Raw genomic sequence first — 14,374 nt, 5'->3', positions numbered from 1 at the left:
TGCGTGTTCTGCAAGTGCTCCGCCGTGGGCGCATGATCGAGGTCAAGACGCCGGGCGAGCTGCAGGCGATGCGGGCGGCCGGGCTGGTCGTCGCGAAGACGCTGGCCGCGGTGCGGGCGCTGGCCGCGCCCGGGGTCAGCACCGCCGAGCTCGACGAGCTGGCCGAGCAGACCATCCGCGACGCCGGTGCCGTGCCGTCGTTCCAGGGTTATCACGGCTTCCCGGCTTCCATCTGCGCTTCGGTGAACGAGCAGATCGTGCACGGCATCCCGGCCGAAGGGCAGGTGCTCGCCGAAGGTGACCTGATCTCGGTGGACTGCGGCGCCATCCTCGAAGGCTGGCACGGTGACTCCGCCGTCACCCTGGCCATCGGTGAGGTCAGCGAGAAGGACCTGGCGCTGTCCGCGTCCACCGAGGCGGCCATGTGGGCCGGCGTCGAGGCGGTCCGGGCGGGCGGGCGGCTCACCGACATCTCGTTCGCGGTGCAGACCGCGGCCGAGAAGGCGGGTCGTGACCGTGGGGTCGAATACGGGCAGATCGTCGAGTACGGCGGCCACGGCATCGGCCGCCAGATGCACATGGATCCGTTCCTGCCGAACGTCGGCAAGCCCGGCAAGGGCCCGCGGCTGAAGGTCGGCATGGCGCTGGCCATCGAGCCCATGCTGACCGGCGGCAGCGGCGAGACGGTGGAGCTCGAAGACGGCTGGACCGTGGTCACTGCCGACGGTTCCCGCGCCGCCCACTGGGAGCACACCGTGGCGATCACCGAAGACGGCCCCTGGGTGCTCACCGCCGCCGAAGCGGACTGACCGGCCTGCGGCGGGGCCGGCTCGGAGCGCTGGCCGAAGCCCGGTCACGAACCCCGGGCCGCCGGAAGCCTGAACTTCCGGCCTTCGGAACCTCGTCCCTTACGCCGAACGGGTGATTTCCGTCGCCTGACCAGGTGTTTCGTCCGGTCGAGCCGGTGGTCGGTCTCCTCGCCCCCGAGGTGCCGGCCGAGCGTGGCTCGTAGCACAGTTACCCCCGTTTGGGGACGCGACACGGGTTGCGTACACTGTCAAGTCGGCGCACTCATCGCGCCGATTCCTGCGCGCTCGTGAACCTTGCGGTCAATGGAGTCGGGCTGGAGTGTGCCGGAGCACCACCCAGGTAAGCAAGAACTCGAGCTCAACCGATCACGCTGAAGTTGCATTCAGGGATTGCGGAGGACATGGCTAAGAAAGACGGGGCCATCGAGGTCGAAGGCCGCGTAGTCGAGCCACTCCCCAACGCGATGTTCCGCGTCGAGTTGGAGAACGGCCACAAGGTTCTTGCCCACATCAGCGGCAAGATGCGGCAGCACTACATCCGCATCCTGCCCGAGGACCGGGTTGTCGTGGAGCTCTCGCCCTACGACTTGTCTCGTGGTCGCATCGTCTACCGCTACAAGTGATCACGAAGAGCTGAGAAGAAGCAGGAGAGCAGGAGACGTGAAGGTCCAGCCGAGCGTCAAGAAGATCTGCGACAAGTGCAAGGTGATCCGCCGTCACGGCCGGATCATGGTGATCTGCGAGAACCTGCGTCACAAGCAGCGTCAGGGCTGAGCACCGCACTCACGAGCAGAGTGGCTTGACGGCTACACACCCTCCCCGCACCTGCCGGGCCGCGCGAGCGGTCCGGTTCACCCCCGGACTTCAGGCCGGGGCCGGGACACCCGAGGCGCAAGCCCCGGGCACGACAGGCGAGTCGGTTCCGGAACCGGACGGGGAGAAGACCTGGAGACGAAACCGAAGAAGGAGCATCAGCGCCAATGGCACGACTCGCTGGCGTCGACCTCCCCCGCGAAAAGCGGTTGGAGATCGCGCTGACCTACATCTACGGCATCGGCCGTACCCGCTCGAAGCAGATGATCGCCGCCGCCGAGCTCAACGTGGACAGCCGCGTCAAGGACCTCAGCGACGAGGACCTCATCAAGCTGCGCGAGTACATCGATGAGCACTTCAAGGTCGAGGGTGACCTTCGCCGTGAGGTGAACGCCGACATCCGTCGCAAGATCGAGATCGGCACCTACCAGGGCCTGCGCTGGCGTCGTGGTCTGCCGGTCCGCGGTCAGCGGACCAAGACCAACGCCCGCACCCGCAAGGGCCCGAAGAAGACGGTCGCCGGCAAGAAGAAGGCTGGCAAGAAGTGAGCGTCCAGGGCAAGAAGGCCGTGCAGATGCGTGGCGGCAACCGCCACAGCCCGGCTTGTGTCTCGCCCAAGGCGCTCTACGCCCGCCCGATGGCGCTGCGCAACCTGTACACCGACGCCGGTTCCATCATCCGGCGCGGCCAGCAGGAAGCCGCCGCCGCTCACCTCGAGAACGCGCGCTAACAGGAGAACCCTCACAACATGCCACCGAAGTCCCGCTCCGCGGCAGGGACCAAGAAGGTCCGCCGCAAGGAAAAGAAGAACATCGCGCACGGTCACGCGCACATCAAGAGCACCTTCAACAACACCATCGTCTCGATCACGGACCCGACCGGTGCCGTGATCGCGTGGGCGTCGAGTGGTCACGTGGGCTTCAAGGGCTCGCGCAAGTCCACCCCGTTCGCCGCGCAGATGGCCGCCGAGTCCGCCGCCCGCAAGGCGGCCGAGCACGGCATGAAGAAGGTCGACGTGTTCGTGAAGGGTCCCGGCTCCGGCCGCGAGACCGCGATCCGTTCGCTCCAGGCCGCCGGCCTCGAGGTCGGCACCATCCAGGACGTGACCCCGCAGCCTCACAACGGCTGCCGCCCGCCCAAGCGGCGCCGGGTCTGAGGAACGGGGAGGAGTAAGAAGAAATGGCTCGTTACACCGGCCCCGCGACGCGTATTTCGCGTCGCCTGAAGGTTGACCTCATCGGCGGCGACCAGGCTTTCGAGCGTCGCCCCTATCCGCCCGGCCAGCACGGCCGCGGCCGGATCAAGGAGTCCGAGTACCTCCTGCAGTCGCAGGAGAAGCAGAAGGCTCGCTACACCTACGGCGTGCTCGAGCGCCAGTTCGTCCGGTACTACAAGGAGGCCGTGCGGCGTCCGGGCAAGACCGGCGAGGTGCTGCTGCAGATCCTGGAGTCCCGGCTGGACAACGTGATCTACCGCGCCGGCATCGCCCGCACCCGCCGTCAGGCGCGTCAGCTGGTGAGCCACGGCCACTTCCTGGTCAACGGCGTCAAGGTCAACGTGCCCTCCTACCAGGTCTCCAAGTGGGACATCATCGACGTGCGGCCGAAGTCGTTCTCGATGCTGCCCTTCGTGGTGGCCAAGGAGTCCTTCGGCGAGCGCCCCGTCCCGGCGTGGCTGCAGGTCGTCGCGTCGAACCTCCGCGTGCTGGTCCACCAGCTCCCGGAGCGCGCGCAGATCGACGTTCCGGTTCAGGAACAGCTGATCGTCGAGCTCTACTCCAAGTAGCTTTCGGCCGATCGGTCCGGCCCGGCCGGACCAAGGGCGGCGGCGCCCAGAGCGCGCCGCCGCCACGCCATCCCTTCGACGTCATATGGCGGGCGTCGTCTGGAAAGGAACAAGGAAGAAATGCTGATTTCCCAGCGGCCGGCTCTCGGCGAAGAGACGGTCAACGAGACCCGCTCCCGGTTCACCATCGAACCGCTGGAGCCCGGCTTCGGCTACACGCTCGGCAACTCCCTGCGGCGCACGCTGCTGTCGTCCATCCCGGGCGCGGCCGTGACGAGCATCCGCATCGACGGCGTGCTGCACGAGTTCACCACGGTCCCGGGGGTGAAGGAGGACGTCACCGACATCATCCTGAACCTCAAGGAGCTGGTCGTGTCCTCGGAAGAGGACGAGCCGGTCACCATGTACCTGCGCAAGCAGGGCCCCGGTGAGGTCACGGCCGCCGACATCGTGCCGCCCGCGGGCGTCACCGTGCACAACCCGGACCTGCACATCGCGTCGCTGAACGGCAAGGGCAAGCTCGAGATCGAGCTGGTCGTCGAGCGCGGCCGCGGTTACGTTCCGGCCCTGCAGAACAAGCAGGCGGGCGCGGAGATCGGCCGGATCCCGGTCGACTCGATCTACTCGCCGGTGCTGAAGGTGACCTACAAGGTCGAGGCCACGCGAGTCGAGCAGCGGACCGACTTCGACAAGCTGATCCTGGACGTCGAGACCAAGCCGTCGATCACGCCGCGCGACGCGGTCGCGTCGTCGGGCAAGACGCTGGTGGAGCTGTTCGGTCTCGCCCGCGAGCTGAACGTCGACGCCGAGGGCATCGAGATCGGCCCGTCGCCGCAGGAGGCGGACACCATCGCCGCCTACGCGATGCCGATCGAGGACCTGGACCTCACCGTCCGGTCGTACAACTGCCTCAAGCGCGAGGGCATCCACACGGTGGGCGAGCTGGTCTCGCGCAGCGAGGCGGACCTGCTCGACATCCGCAACTTCGGCGCCAAGTCGATCGACGAGGTCAAGCTGAAGCTGGTCGGGCTCGGCCTGGCGCTCAAGGACAGCCCGCCCGGGTTCGACCCGACCGCGGCGGCCACCAGCTACGACGGTGAGGGCTGGTCGGAGAGCGTCACCGGCATCGGCGGCGGGATTTCGGACGAGGGCCACGACGATGGCCAGGACTACGCAGAGACCGAGCAGCTCTGAGGCCTCGCGCCTGGACGCTGTGAGCTGAACTAGGAGAAACGATGCCCACCCCTACCAAGGGAGCCCGGCTCGGCGGGTCCGCCGCGCACGAGCGGCTGATCCTGGCCAATCTGGCCACGCAGCTGTTCGAGCACGGCAAGATCACGACGACCGAGGCGAAGGCCCGCCGGGTGCGCCCGCTGGCCGAGAAGCTGATCACCAAGGCGAAGCGGGGCGACCTGCACAACCGCCGTCAGGTGCAGCGCTTCGTCCGTGACAAGGACGTCGTCCACAAGCTGTTCGCCGAGATCGGCCCGCACTTTTCGGAGCGCGCCGGCGGTTACACCCGCATCACCAAGACGGTGCCGCGCAAGGGCGACAACGCCCCGATGGCGGTCATCGAACTGGTCGCGGAGAAGACCGTGACGTCGGAGGCCGAGCGGGCTCGCAAGACGAAGTTCGCGAAGGACGAGAAGCCCGCCGCCGTCGAGGCCGCTCCCGCCGCCGAGGAGACCCCTGAGGTCGCCGAGGCCGGCTCGGCGACCGAGGCCACGGAGTCCGCCGAGACCACCGAGACTTCTGAGGTCTCGGCTTCGGACGACGCGGACGCCAAGAAGGACTGACGTCCTGACGGCACAGTCGACACCGGACGAGCCCGCCACTCCCCATGGGGAGGGCGGGCTCGTTCGTCTGCGCCTGGACGTGAGCTACGACGGCACGGACTTCTCGGGCTGGGCCCGGCAGCCGGGCCGTCGCACCGTCCAGGGCGTTCTGGAGGAGGCTCTGCAGCGGCAGCCGCCCGGCGCCTCGGTGCCGAAGTCGGTGGTGGTGGCGGGCCGGACGGACGCGGGGGTGCACGCGACCGGGCAGGTCGTGCACGTCGACGTCGTCCCGTGGCCGGCGGAGGCGCCCGGCCGGATCCCGGTGGACCCGTACGGGGTACCGGACCTGGGCCGGATGACCGGCCGCTGGAACCGGCTGCTGCCCGGGGACGTCAGGGTGCTGCGGGCCCAGGTGGCCGCGCCGGGGTTCGACGCCCGGTTCTCCGCGGTCCGGCGGCACTACCGCTACCGGGTCTCCGATGCCCCGTGGGGAGTGGACCCGTTGCGCCGCAACGACACCCTGGCCTGGGGCCGTCCACTTTCGACGGACGCGATGAACGAGGCCGCGCAGGCCCTGCTGGGGCTGCGGGACTTCGCCGCCTACTGCAAGCAGCGCGAAGGCGGCACGACTGTCCGCGAGCTGCAGCGGCTCGTCTGGCGGCGGGTGGACGAGCACCTGCTCGAAGTCGAGGTCTCGGCCGACGCGTTCTGCCATTCGATGGTCCGCAGCCTGGTCGGCGCGCTCCTGCTGGTCGGTGACGGCCGCCGCGGCGGCGACTGGCCCGCCGAGGTCCTCGCGAGCGGAATCCGCGACAGCGCGGTCGCCCCGGCCCACGGCCTCACCCTGACGGCCGTCGACTACCCGCCGGACGCCGAGCTGGCCGCGCGGGCCGAACAGACCCGCAACGTGCGCACTTCGCCTCGACCGGCCGGGTAGCTTCTCTTCCCGTGACCGAGCACCAAACTGAGACCAGGGCGGCCTACGACGGGGTCGTCGAGCTGTACGCGTCGCTGTTCGCCGACCGGCGGCTGGCGGCGATGCCGTTCACCCGGGCCATGGCCGGCACCTTCGCCGAGCTGGTGCGCGGGGCACCGAATCCGCGGGTGGCCGACCTCGGCTGCGGGCCCGGGCACCTGACCGCCTTCCTGGCCGACCAGGGGGTGGACGCCTTCGGGCTCGACCTCTCCCCGGGGATGGTCGAATGTGCCCGAAAGTCCTATCCGGCCCTGCGGTTCGACGAGGCTCGGATGGAGGCGCTGCCGGTCGAGGACGGTGCGCTCGGCGGCGTGCTGGCCCACTATTCGCTGATCCACACCCCGCCCGAAGAGGTACCGGCCCTGCTCGCCGAGCAAGCACGGGTGCTGGCACCGGGGGGACTCTCGCTCGTCTCGTTCTTCGCGCTCGAAGACGGCGCGGAGCCGGTCCGTTTCGACCACAAGGTGGCGCCCGCGTACTGCTGGCCGGTGGACCGGTTCGCGGAACTGCTGGCCGGGGCGGGGCTGGAGCCGTTCGCGCGGCTGGTGCAGGACCCGGGGTCGGAGCGGGGTTACCTCGACGCGCACCTGCTGGCCCGCCGATGAAGCCCGTGGGGGCGCGGGACGGCTCCGGCCGGCCCGGACCCCCACGAGGGCCGGTCAGTCGCCGCGGCGGACCGGTCCGAGCAACTGCTGCTCCTTCTGCGTGGTGACCAGGCGCAGCGGACGCCACAGGTTGCGGCCCAGCGCCACCACCTGGTCGTCCTTGAGCGTGGTGAGCTGCCGCATCATCTGCGGCGGCAGGCGCCAGATGCGGGCGGCCAGCTCGGCCTGCCCGGCGGGCAGCCGCTGCATCAGCACGAGATCGGCCGCGTTGGCCGTGGCGCCGGCCTGCGGGTGCAGGTACGGCAGCACGTAGACGGTGGTCTGCCAGGCCGAGCGCGGCGGGAACAGGTCCTGCGGGGTCGGCCCGCCGTCGGTGACGACCAGCAGCGGGGCGTCCTCCGAGGGGCGCGGCAGCTCGACCGGCGACAGGCGCCGGATCTGCACCAGCGGGGACGGGCGCCCGTCGCGGTCGCCCGCGGCCTGGGAGAGCACCTGCCAAGCCGCCGGACGCCCGGTGGCGACCACCACCCAGGCGCCCACCGCCATCGCGCGCAGGGCCACCTGACGGGCCAGGTACAGCCCGCCGACGAGCACGATGCGGGTCGGGGTGGAGCGCAGGGCCGAGATGGTCAGCGGCTCGCCCTTGAGGCCCGAGCCGAGCACGATGCCGCCGCGGTCGCCCGAGGGGCTGATCGCGTCGAGCATCGCGGGGTCGACGGTGAACTCCGGGGCCACCCCGGCGTTCTGGCCGGCGTCGCGGACGCGCGAACTCATGCCGTGCCTCCGATCGGCAGCGTCGCCGCGAAGGCGGAGATCTGCAGGCCCCGCAGCGGCGTCAGGTCCACGCCCAGCCGCTCCGAGATGGTCTTGAGCCGCTGGTCGGCGACGTCGAGCTCACGGGGGTTGCGCGCGCTGATCCGGACCACGCCGCGCAGCCCGATCCGGCCCTCGTCCGAAGCGGGCGAGATCGACATGGCGACCGTGGCCGACAGCGCGCGGACGCTGGTGAGCGCGTTCAGGCTGCCGCTGATCTTGCCCTTCGGCCAGCCGGTGATGGCGTAGCTGGAGTGCCCGATGCCGGCCGCGGTGACGCCCGTCCAGCTCTCCTGCAGCGAGACCGGGGACGGTGAGCCCGCGACGGCGGTCAGCTCCGCCGCGGAGATGCTGGAGCGCAGCAGCTCGTCCGGGTCCAGCGGCCGCGTCGGCACGCCCTGGGACTCCAGTGCGTTGCGCACCCGCGACATCGCGCCGATCAGCGCACGGTGGGCGCCGACGACGCCGCCGCCGCGCTCGCGGATCGCCGCCGGGCAGCGCCGCGGGTCGAGCCGGATCGCGATCCACGTGGTCCGCCGGGCCGCCGCGGGCAGCGGGCCGAGCACCTCCATGTACGAGCTGAGCGCCGGCGAATCCGAGGGCAGCGCCGCGGAGCCGGGGTAGCTGTGCCAGATCATCTGGATCGAGTCGAGGACCACCCCGCGGTCTTCGAGGCACGGGGCGAGCGCGGACAACGGCAGGCTCGGCGCACCCCCGGCCTGCGTGATCAGCGCGGGCGCCGGCTCGACCAGCAGCACGGCGGTCCAGGTGCCGTCGTTCCAGGCGAGGCCGACCTGCTGCCGCTCGTGGTCGACGCCGTGCGCCACCACGAGGTCGGGCACGGCCAGGCGCAGCAGGTTCACCCGCGCGTCGTCCGGACCGGTGACCGCGTTGTCCTCGCCCTCGGCCGCCAGCGCTTCGAGGCTGCTGGGCGGCGGCGGGGTCGCGACGTGGTCGTGCGAACGGAAGCGGTAGCGCACGGTCAGCCCGAGCCACTGGGTGAACCAGCGCCCGCCCCAGCGCAGGAACGCGAAGATCAGGCCGACCGCGGCGATGCCGATCGCCACGTATTTCAGCGACAGGTCGATCGCCAGCAGCACCAGCCCGATCGCGACCCCGACCTCGAGCAGCACCAGGTTCGCCACCGGCAGCGGACCGAGGCTGATCCCCCCGGTGCGACGACGTGAGGGCGGCGCCATCCGCACCGCCGAAGCGGCACTCGGCTGATGCGCGTCGGGGCCTTCCGCGCCGGGGCCACCCGGGCCATTACCGCCGGGACCACCCGGGCCGCCGCCACCGGGACCCCCTGGGCCGTTACCGCCGGGGCCTCCGGGACCGCCGCCTCCGGGACCGCCCGGGCCGTTGCCGCCAGGTCCGCCGGGGCCGCTCGGACCGCCGCCACCGGGACCGCCCGGGCCGCCGGGTCCCTTGGGGCCGCCGGGTCCACCCGGGCCGGGGCCACCGGGTCCCTTAGGCCCGCCCGGTCCACCGGGACCACCCGGCCCCTTGGGGCCACCCGGACCACCGGGTCCGCCAGGACCCTTGGGGCCGTGGGGAATTCCCGGCCCGCCCGGTCCACCGGGGCCACCCGGACTGCCGGGTCCGCCGGGACGAGGTCCGCCGGGCATTCCGCCAGGACCGCCGGGTCCACCGGGTCCGCCAGGACCACCAGGCCCACCGGGCGCGCCGGGTCCACCGGGTCCACGCGGAGGCATACCGGGCCCGCCGGGGCCGCCGGGTCCAGCCGGGCCGCCAGGTCCACCGGGTCTCCCGGGCCGCTGGGGCGGACCGAGGGGACGTCCCCCCGGCGGCGGTGGCGGCCCCGGGGGACCAGGTTGGCGTGGAGGCGTGCTGACGGACATCCGCGCGGTCTCTTCCCCTCGTGCGTGCTGCGTACCCGGAAAGCCGGTCCCGAGGTGTTCGACCCTAGCCTGGGTTGGTAGAAACCCCACACCAGACGGTCCCCGTACGGCTATCCTGCGGAACCGTACCGCGACGGGGAGGACTGTAGGTCGAGAATGCCATCAACACCCACGACGAAGTCTCAGGTCCAGGCCTACAAGTTCGTGCTGCGGCGGATGCAGTCGGCGCTGGTCCGGCGCGATGCCGTGATGCTTCACGACCCGATGCGCACGCACTCGCGCGCGACCGTGGCGGGTGTGGTCCTCGGTGTCCTCGGCGCGGTGGTCTTCGTGCTGGTCGCCCTGCTCAGCCCATCCCCCGTGGTGCCGCCGGCGGACAACATCGTGATCGGCGAGCAGTCGGGCACCGTGTACGTGGTTTCCGGCAATCCGATCAAGCTGACCCCGACGTTCAACCTCGCCTCCGCGCGGCTGATCCTGATGGCGCAGAAGAAGAACGCGTCGCAGGGACAGGGCCAGGGGCAGGCGCCGGCCGCCGGCGCGCCGCAGCCCGCGGCCGAACTGAAGAGCCCGACCGTCGTCTCGGATGAACAGCTCAAGAACATCCCGCGCACGAAGCTGACCGGGATCCCGGACGGCCCGCAGCTGCTCCCCGACGCCTCCCAGCGCATCTCGGCCAACTGGGCGGTCTGCGACCAGGTGCAGCTCGACCCGCAGCTGCCGCAGCCGGACATCGGCAAGACCGCCACCACGGTCGTCGCCGGGGTGGCGAACGTGGGCGCCGAGCTGCAGCCGAGCCAGTCCCTGCTGGCCGCCGCCGACAACGGCAAGACCTACCTGGTCTACCGCCTCCCGGCCAGCCAGAGCCGCCCGTACGCGAACACGGTCAAGGCCGAGGTCAGCATGGACGCCACCGACCCGGCGCACTCCGCGCTGCAGCTGCCCTCACGCGCGCGCAAGGCTTCGCAGGCTTTCCTCAACGCCATCCCGGAGGTCGGCAGGCTGGTGGCGCCGGCCATCGCCGGTCAGGGCACCAAACCGTCCGCGGACTTCGACGGACTGACCGTCGGCGACGTGTTCCAGACCTCACCCGCCGGGCACGAGGCGGAGTTCTGGCTGATCACCCCGACCGGGATCGAAAAGGTGACCCCGGCCGTCGCCGACATCATCCGCGTGGCCCGCAACGGCGACAGCGGGGTGATCCGCACGCTCGGCCTCGACCGGACCAAGATCACCCAGCAGCTTCAGCCGAGCGACCCGGGTTACATCAAGGTCGACGACTTCCCGGCCAGGGTGCCGACCGTGCTCGACGCCACCCAGGGCTCGCCCGTGGCCTGTCTCGGCTGGTCGCTCAGCGCGGACAAGTCGAGCGCGCACACCTCCGTCTACGTGGGACGCGACCTGCCGGTGGACAAGAACGCCGACGGCTCGTCGAAGGTGCTCCCGGTCAGCTCCACCGGGCCGAACGGGCTGCCCATCACCGGCTTCTACATGCAGCCGGGTTTCGGCGCGGTGGTGCAGTCGGCCACCGAGTCGCCCGCCACCTTCGGCAAGGGCCCGATCCAGCTGATCTCCGACCGCGGCATCCGCTACGGCGTGCCGGACGCGGCCACCGCCGACGGGCTCGGCCTCGGCGACCGGCTGCCGGCCCCGGAGGCGATCATCGGCCTGCTGCCCACCGGCGCTTCGCTGAACACGCAGAACGTGCTCAAGCAGTTCGACTCCGTGCCGATCGACCCGAACGCGGGCGCCTTCCCCTCGGCCTCGGCCCAGCCGGCCGGTAACTGACCGCCGGAACCACGGGGGTGTCCCGACCGTCCACACTGGAGCACACAGTCGGGTGAAGTGGAGGGCGTCGTGGCCCCAGGGCAGAGCGCGTTGCGGATCGACGGGGTCGTCGTCGGCGGTTACGCGAAGAAGGTCGAACGAGCGGCCGAGGATCTGGACGGCGCGGTGGCCGGGGTGGGTGCCGTCGCGGGCACGCCCGAGCCGTTCGGTGAGCTGGGCGCACGGCTGGGTCTGGACCAGTCGTACGCGCGGGCGTCGGACGCGCTCCGCCGGCAGCTCGCCACCGGGGCCGTCGCGCTGCGGTCCGCGGCGGCCGCGCTGGGGCAGCTCGCCTCGGGCCACGCGCGGCGCGACGCCGACGCGGCCGACCGGATCGACCGCGCCGGGAGGACCTCGTGACCGAGCCGTCGCTCGCCTTCATCTCGGAGCTCGCGCGGGAACTCGGCGCGACCGACCCGGTCGAGACCTACTACCGTCCGCTCGTCGCGCACTGGGACGGGCTGGGCGCGGAAGCCGGACGGCTGCGCGCGGCGGCGAAGACCGCGGCCGTCGCCTCCGGCGGCCTGACCGACGAGCTGGGCCGCCTCGACGCGTCCTGGTCCGGTGCGGACGCTGATTCCTTCGTCGCTTACCTGGGCGAGATCCGCTCGGCCAGCGAGGGCGTCGAGGACGCTCTCGACGCCCTCGCCGGCGCGTTGGACGAGCTGTTCACCTCGATGACCGGAATCGTCCACGACGCCGAGGAGGTGCTCGTGGACGCGGCCGACGTGCTGTCCGAATCGGCGATGCTGCCTTCGGGGGGCACCAGCCGAGCCCGCGCGCAGCTGCATGAGACCGAACAGTCGCTGAAGGCGTTCCACGACGCCGCCGAGCACCTGCTGGAGGGCTTCGGCCGGCTGTGCGACGGCGTCGACGCCCCGGCCGGTGCGGCGTCCGGCATCGAGGTGCGGCACCGGTACCCGCAGGAGCAGTTCCGGCTGCGCGAGGAGCCGGCCCCGCCCGTCGCGAGTGCTTCGGAACGGGTTTCCGGCACGGTTCCCGACAGTCCGGCGCCGCACCGTGACTCGGCCGACGGCTCGGTGCCGGTATCGGCCGGCCGCGGGGTTTCCCCTTCCGGCGCCGACGATTCCACCTCCCCGTCCGCGGCCGGCGAACTGCACGACGGCAAGCACAGCGCCGCCGAGCCGGGGGTCGAACAGGGCCAGGCGGGCGCCGTCCCGGTGCTGCCGGACCCGGCCGCCGCGACCCCGGCCGCCGAACCGGGCCAGTCCGGCGGGATGGCGATGATGCCGATGGGCGGCATGGGACCCGTGGGCGGCGGTGGCGGCGGTTCGGAGCACAAGAGGAAGAACCAGACCATCGCGAAGCGGCCCGAGCTGTTCGGCGAGCCGGCCAACGTCGCCCCGCCGGTGCTCGGCGTAGACCCGAAGAGCGCTCAGAAGCCCGGTAAGAAGCCGAAGACCGGGAAATGACCGAAGGCCCCTGCACCGCCGGGTGAGGCGGTGCAGGGGCCTTCGGGACGGCCGGTCAGCGTGGTGTCGTGGTGCGGTTGCGCCGGATCGTGTGCATGACGAACAGCGTGATCAGCAGCGCCAGCACCCCGCCGCCGGTGCCGGTCAGCGCGACGATCATCGGCGTGGAGCTGGTCGCGTCGCCCGCGGGAAGCTGCGCCGGCTGCACCATCGGCTTCGGCACGGTCAGCGAGCCGACGTCGGCCGGCAGGTTGGCGGTCAGCGCGGCCACCGGGTCGATCACGCCGTAGCCGACGTAGTCGTCCCGCCCGGCCGGGGCCGCCGGGTGCTGCGCGGTCACCTTGATGCGCTGGATCACCTGGCGCGCGTCGAGGTCCGGGAACATCTGCCGCACCAGCGCGGCCACTCCGGCCACGTAGGGCGAGGCGAAGCTGGTGCCCTGGATCGGCGAGGTCTGGCTGCCGCTGGAGATGGTCAGGTTGGCCAGCCCGGTCGAGCCCTCGGCCGGGTCCAGCGAGACGATCTCGGTGCCCGGCGCCGCGACGCCGACCCACGGGCCGTGCACGCTGAAGCTCGCCACGCCGCCGGTGCGGTCGATCGCGCCGACCGAGAGCACGTCGTCGGCGAACCAGGGCGGGGTGACGATCGAGCGCGGCTTGTTCGGGTCGGCCTGGTCGTTCTGCGGGCAGGACTCGGAGACGTTGCCCGCGGCGGCGACGATCACCACGCCCCGGTCCGCCGCGTACTTCACCGCGGCCTGGACCGCCTGCTCGCTGTCCTCGATGCCGCCGGTGCCGTCGGCCGGGCGGCAGTGGTCCACCGACATGTTGACGACCTTGATGTCGCCCCGGTCGGCGATGTTGTGGATGATCTCGGCGAGCGTCTTGAGCGTGCCCGCGGTGCCGCCCTTTTCCAGCTGGCGCTGATCGCCCTTGTCGTCCTGCTGGGGGTCGGTGCCGCCGGGCTGTCCGCCGCCGCCGGAGTTCGACGGGGGGAGCGAGGAGCTACCACTGGGCGGCCCGCTGGTGGGCGCGTTCGAGCTGCCGCCGCCGGCCGTGCTGCTCGAGCTGGTGTCCTCTTCGTAGTTCTCGCTCAGCTGCCGGTAGGACACGATCGTGGCGTCCGGGGCGACCCCGATGAACCCCACGGCCGGGTTGTCCGGCTTGGCCGCGATGATGCCGGCGACCTCGGTGCCGTGGCCGTCGCAGTCCTGCAGGCTCGGCTTCGCGCCGTTGAGCGGCGGGGCGACGTAGTCGGCGCCACCGCTTTCCACCCGGTTCTGGAACCACGGGTGCGGGGTGACGCCGGTGTCGATCACGCCGATCTTCTGGTTGCCGCCGACGCTGCCCTTCGCGGAGCGGACGATGTCCTGCGCCTTCTGCAACTGCAGGTAGTCCTGGCCCCAGGGGCGGTAGTTGATGTCGACGTTGCCGAGCGTGCTGCGCTGCACGCACATGGTCTTCTGCTTGTAGGGCTTGTCCGGCTTCTTCTCGTCCGTCGGCAGCTTGTTCGGGTCCACCGGCGGCGGCACCGCCCAGGAGGTGGCGGAGCTCGTGGGCTGCTGCGCGAACGCGGTCGGGGCGAACGGGGACAGCACCCCGATCCCGGCGGTCAGCAGGACGACCCCGGCCCGGCCGGTGCGGCCGAGCTTCCTGGCGGTGGGACGCATCCGGCCG

At 71.6% G+C, this 14,374-nt stretch carries 17 protein-coding genes; 14 read left to right on the top strand and 3 right to left on the bottom strand.

Annotated features, from left to right (window positions below):
* The first annotated feature begins 32 nt into the window (after positions 1-32).
* The 11 genes from map (at position 33) to NYF13_RS02070 (ending at position 6,763) form a co-directional block, all read left to right on the top strand.
* Positions 33-809 (top strand): type I methionyl aminopeptidase, encoded by a 777-nt coding sequence (gene map / locus NYF13_RS02120; RefSeq protein ID WP_315653785.1) that lies wholly within the window; start codon positions 33-35, stop codon positions 807-809.
* A 401-nt stretch (positions 810-1,210) separates the two neighbouring features.
* The gene (gene infA, locus NYF13_RS02115) at positions 1,211-1,432 is read left to right on the top strand and encodes a translation initiation factor IF-1 (protein WP_004558881.1); all 222 of its coding nucleotides are present in this window, start codon (positions 1,211-1,213) and stop codon (positions 1,430-1,432) included.
* A 37-nt stretch (positions 1,433-1,469) separates the two neighbouring features.
* A complete protein-coding gene (rpmJ, locus tag NYF13_RS02110; RefSeq protein ID WP_004558882.1) occupies positions 1,470-1,583 on the top strand; it encodes a 50S ribosomal protein L36 in 114 nt (37 codons plus the stop codon).
* Between the two features lie 206 nt (positions 1,584-1,789).
* Positions 1,790-2,170, top strand: coding sequence for a 30S ribosomal protein S13 (gene rpsM / locus NYF13_RS02105; RefSeq protein ID WP_315653782.1), 381 nt, complete (start codon positions 1,790-1,792; stop codon positions 2,168-2,170).
* Positions 2,167-2,352 (top strand): hypothetical protein, encoded by a 186-nt coding sequence (locus tag NYF13_RS02100; RefSeq protein ID WP_315653781.1) that lies wholly within the window; start codon positions 2,167-2,169, stop codon positions 2,350-2,352. The genes rpsM and NYF13_RS02100 overlap by 4 nt, the downstream gene beginning before the upstream one ends.
* Positions 2,353-2,370: 18 nt before the next feature.
* Positions 2,371-2,778 (top strand): 30S ribosomal protein S11, encoded by a 408-nt coding sequence (rpsK, locus tag NYF13_RS02095; protein WP_315653780.1) that lies wholly within the window; start codon positions 2,371-2,373, stop codon positions 2,776-2,778.
* A 23-nt stretch (positions 2,779-2,801) separates the two neighbouring features.
* Positions 2,802-3,407 (top strand): 30S ribosomal protein S4, encoded by a 606-nt coding sequence (gene rpsD, locus NYF13_RS02090; RefSeq protein WP_315653779.1) that lies wholly within the window; start codon positions 2,802-2,804, stop codon positions 3,405-3,407.
* Between the two features lie 99 nt (positions 3,408-3,506).
* On the top strand, positions 3,507-4,601 hold the full coding sequence (locus NYF13_RS02085) for a DNA-directed RNA polymerase subunit alpha (protein WP_315657154.1): 1,095 nt from the start codon (positions 3,507-3,509) through the stop codon (positions 4,599-4,601).
* 41 nt (positions 4,602-4,642) lie between these two features.
* Positions 4,643-5,203, top strand: coding sequence for a 50S ribosomal protein L17 (rplQ, locus tag NYF13_RS02080; RefSeq protein WP_315653778.1), 561 nt, complete (start codon positions 4,643-4,645; stop codon positions 5,201-5,203).
* A 73-nt stretch (positions 5,204-5,276) separates the two neighbouring features.
* A complete protein-coding gene (truA, locus tag NYF13_RS02075; RefSeq protein WP_315657153.1) occupies positions 5,277-6,119 on the top strand; it encodes a tRNA pseudouridine(38-40) synthase TruA in 843 nt (280 codons plus the stop codon).
* Between the two features lie 11 nt (positions 6,120-6,130).
* On the top strand, positions 6,131-6,763 hold the full coding sequence (locus NYF13_RS02070) for a class I SAM-dependent methyltransferase (RefSeq protein ID WP_315653777.1): 633 nt from the start codon (positions 6,131-6,133) through the stop codon (positions 6,761-6,763).
* A 54-nt stretch (positions 6,764-6,817) separates the two neighbouring features.
* Here the strand turns inward: NYF13_RS02070 and NYF13_RS02065 are convergent, their stop codons facing one another.
* Complete coding sequence (locus NYF13_RS02065; RefSeq protein ID WP_315653776.1) at positions 6,818-7,537, bottom strand: hypothetical protein; 720 nt, start codon at positions 7,535-7,537, stop codon at positions 6,818-6,820.
* Entirely contained in the window at positions 7,534-8,775 is a 1,242-nt protein-coding gene (eccE, locus tag NYF13_RS02060) for a type VII secretion protein EccE (RefSeq protein WP_315653775.1), read from the bottom strand. The genes NYF13_RS02065 and eccE overlap by 4 nt, the downstream gene beginning before the upstream one ends.
* Positions 8,776-9,594: 819 nt before the next feature.
* On the opposite strand from eccE, the gene eccB reads away from it, so the two are divergent.
* From eccB to NYF13_RS02045, 3 genes are all read left to right on the top strand, one after another.
* A complete protein-coding gene (gene eccB / locus NYF13_RS02055; protein WP_315653774.1) occupies positions 9,595-11,226 on the top strand; it encodes a type VII secretion protein EccB in 1,632 nt (543 codons plus the stop codon).
* Positions 11,227-11,295: 69 nt separating this feature from the next.
* On the top strand, positions 11,296-11,625 hold the full coding sequence (locus tag NYF13_RS02050; RefSeq protein WP_315653773.1) for a hypothetical protein: 330 nt from the start codon (positions 11,296-11,298) through the stop codon (positions 11,623-11,625).
* Positions 11,622-12,698: a WXG100 family type VII secretion target gene (locus NYF13_RS02045; protein WP_315653772.1), complete on the top strand. Its 1,077-nt coding sequence runs from the start codon at positions 11,622-11,624 to the stop codon at positions 12,696-12,698. Before NYF13_RS02050 ends, NYF13_RS02045 begins: the two co-directional genes overlap by 4 nt.
* Positions 12,699-12,753: 55 nt before the next feature.
* On the opposite strand, the gene NYF13_RS02040 is transcribed toward NYF13_RS02045, so the two are convergent.
* The gene (locus NYF13_RS02040) at positions 12,754-14,367 is read right to left on the bottom strand and encodes a S8 family serine peptidase (protein ID WP_315653771.1); all 1,614 of its coding nucleotides are present in this window, start codon (positions 14,365-14,367) and stop codon (positions 12,754-12,756) included.
* Positions 14,368-14,374 lie beyond the last annotated feature (7 nt).

This window comes from Amycolatopsis sp. PS_44_ISF1, from assembly GCF_032335455.1.
GTDB lineage: Bacteria > Actinomycetota > Actinomycetes > Mycobacteriales > Pseudonocardiaceae > Amycolatopsis.
The sequence above is the reverse complement of the archived record's forward strand: the minus strand, read 5'-3'. Positions and strand labels throughout refer to the sequence as shown.

What these genes read in the sequence shown, in the direction of transcription:
- map (WP_315653785.1), top strand. Translation starts at nt 33, where the DNA reads ATGATCGAGGTCAAGACGCCGGGCGAGCTGCAGGCGATGCGGGCGGCC.
- infA (WP_004558881.1), top strand. Translation starts at nt 1,211, where the DNA reads ATGGCTAAGAAAGACGGGGCCATCGAGGTCGAAGGCCGCGTAGTCGAG.
- rpsM (WP_315653782.1), top strand. Translation starts at nt 1,790, where the DNA reads ATGGCACGACTCGCTGGCGTCGACCTCCCCCGCGAAAAGCGGTTGGAG.
- rpsK (WP_315653780.1), top strand. Translation starts at nt 2,371, where the DNA reads ATGCCACCGAAGTCCCGCTCCGCGGCAGGGACCAAGAAGGTCCGCCGC.
- rpsD (WP_315653779.1), top strand. Translation starts at nt 2,802, where the DNA reads ATGGCTCGTTACACCGGCCCCGCGACGCGTATTTCGCGTCGCCTGAAG.
- rplQ (WP_315653778.1), top strand. Translation starts at nt 4,643, where the DNA reads ATGCCCACCCCTACCAAGGGAGCCCGGCTCGGCGGGTCCGCCGCGCAC.
- NYF13_RS02065 (WP_315653776.1), bottom strand. Translation starts at nt 7,537, where the DNA reads ATGAGTTCGCGCGTCCGCGACGCCGGCCAGAACGCCGGGGTGGCCCCG.
- eccE (WP_315653775.1), bottom strand. Translation starts at nt 8,775, where the DNA reads ATGGCGCCGCCCTCACGTCGTCGCACCGGGGGGATCAGCCTCGGTCCG.
- eccB (WP_315653774.1), top strand. Translation starts at nt 9,595, where the DNA reads ATGCCATCAACACCCACGACGAAGTCTCAGGTCCAGGCCTACAAGTTC.
- NYF13_RS02040 (WP_315653771.1), bottom strand. Translation starts at nt 14,367, where the DNA reads ATGCGTCCCACCGCCAGGAAGCTCGGCCGCACCGGCCGGGCCGGGGTC.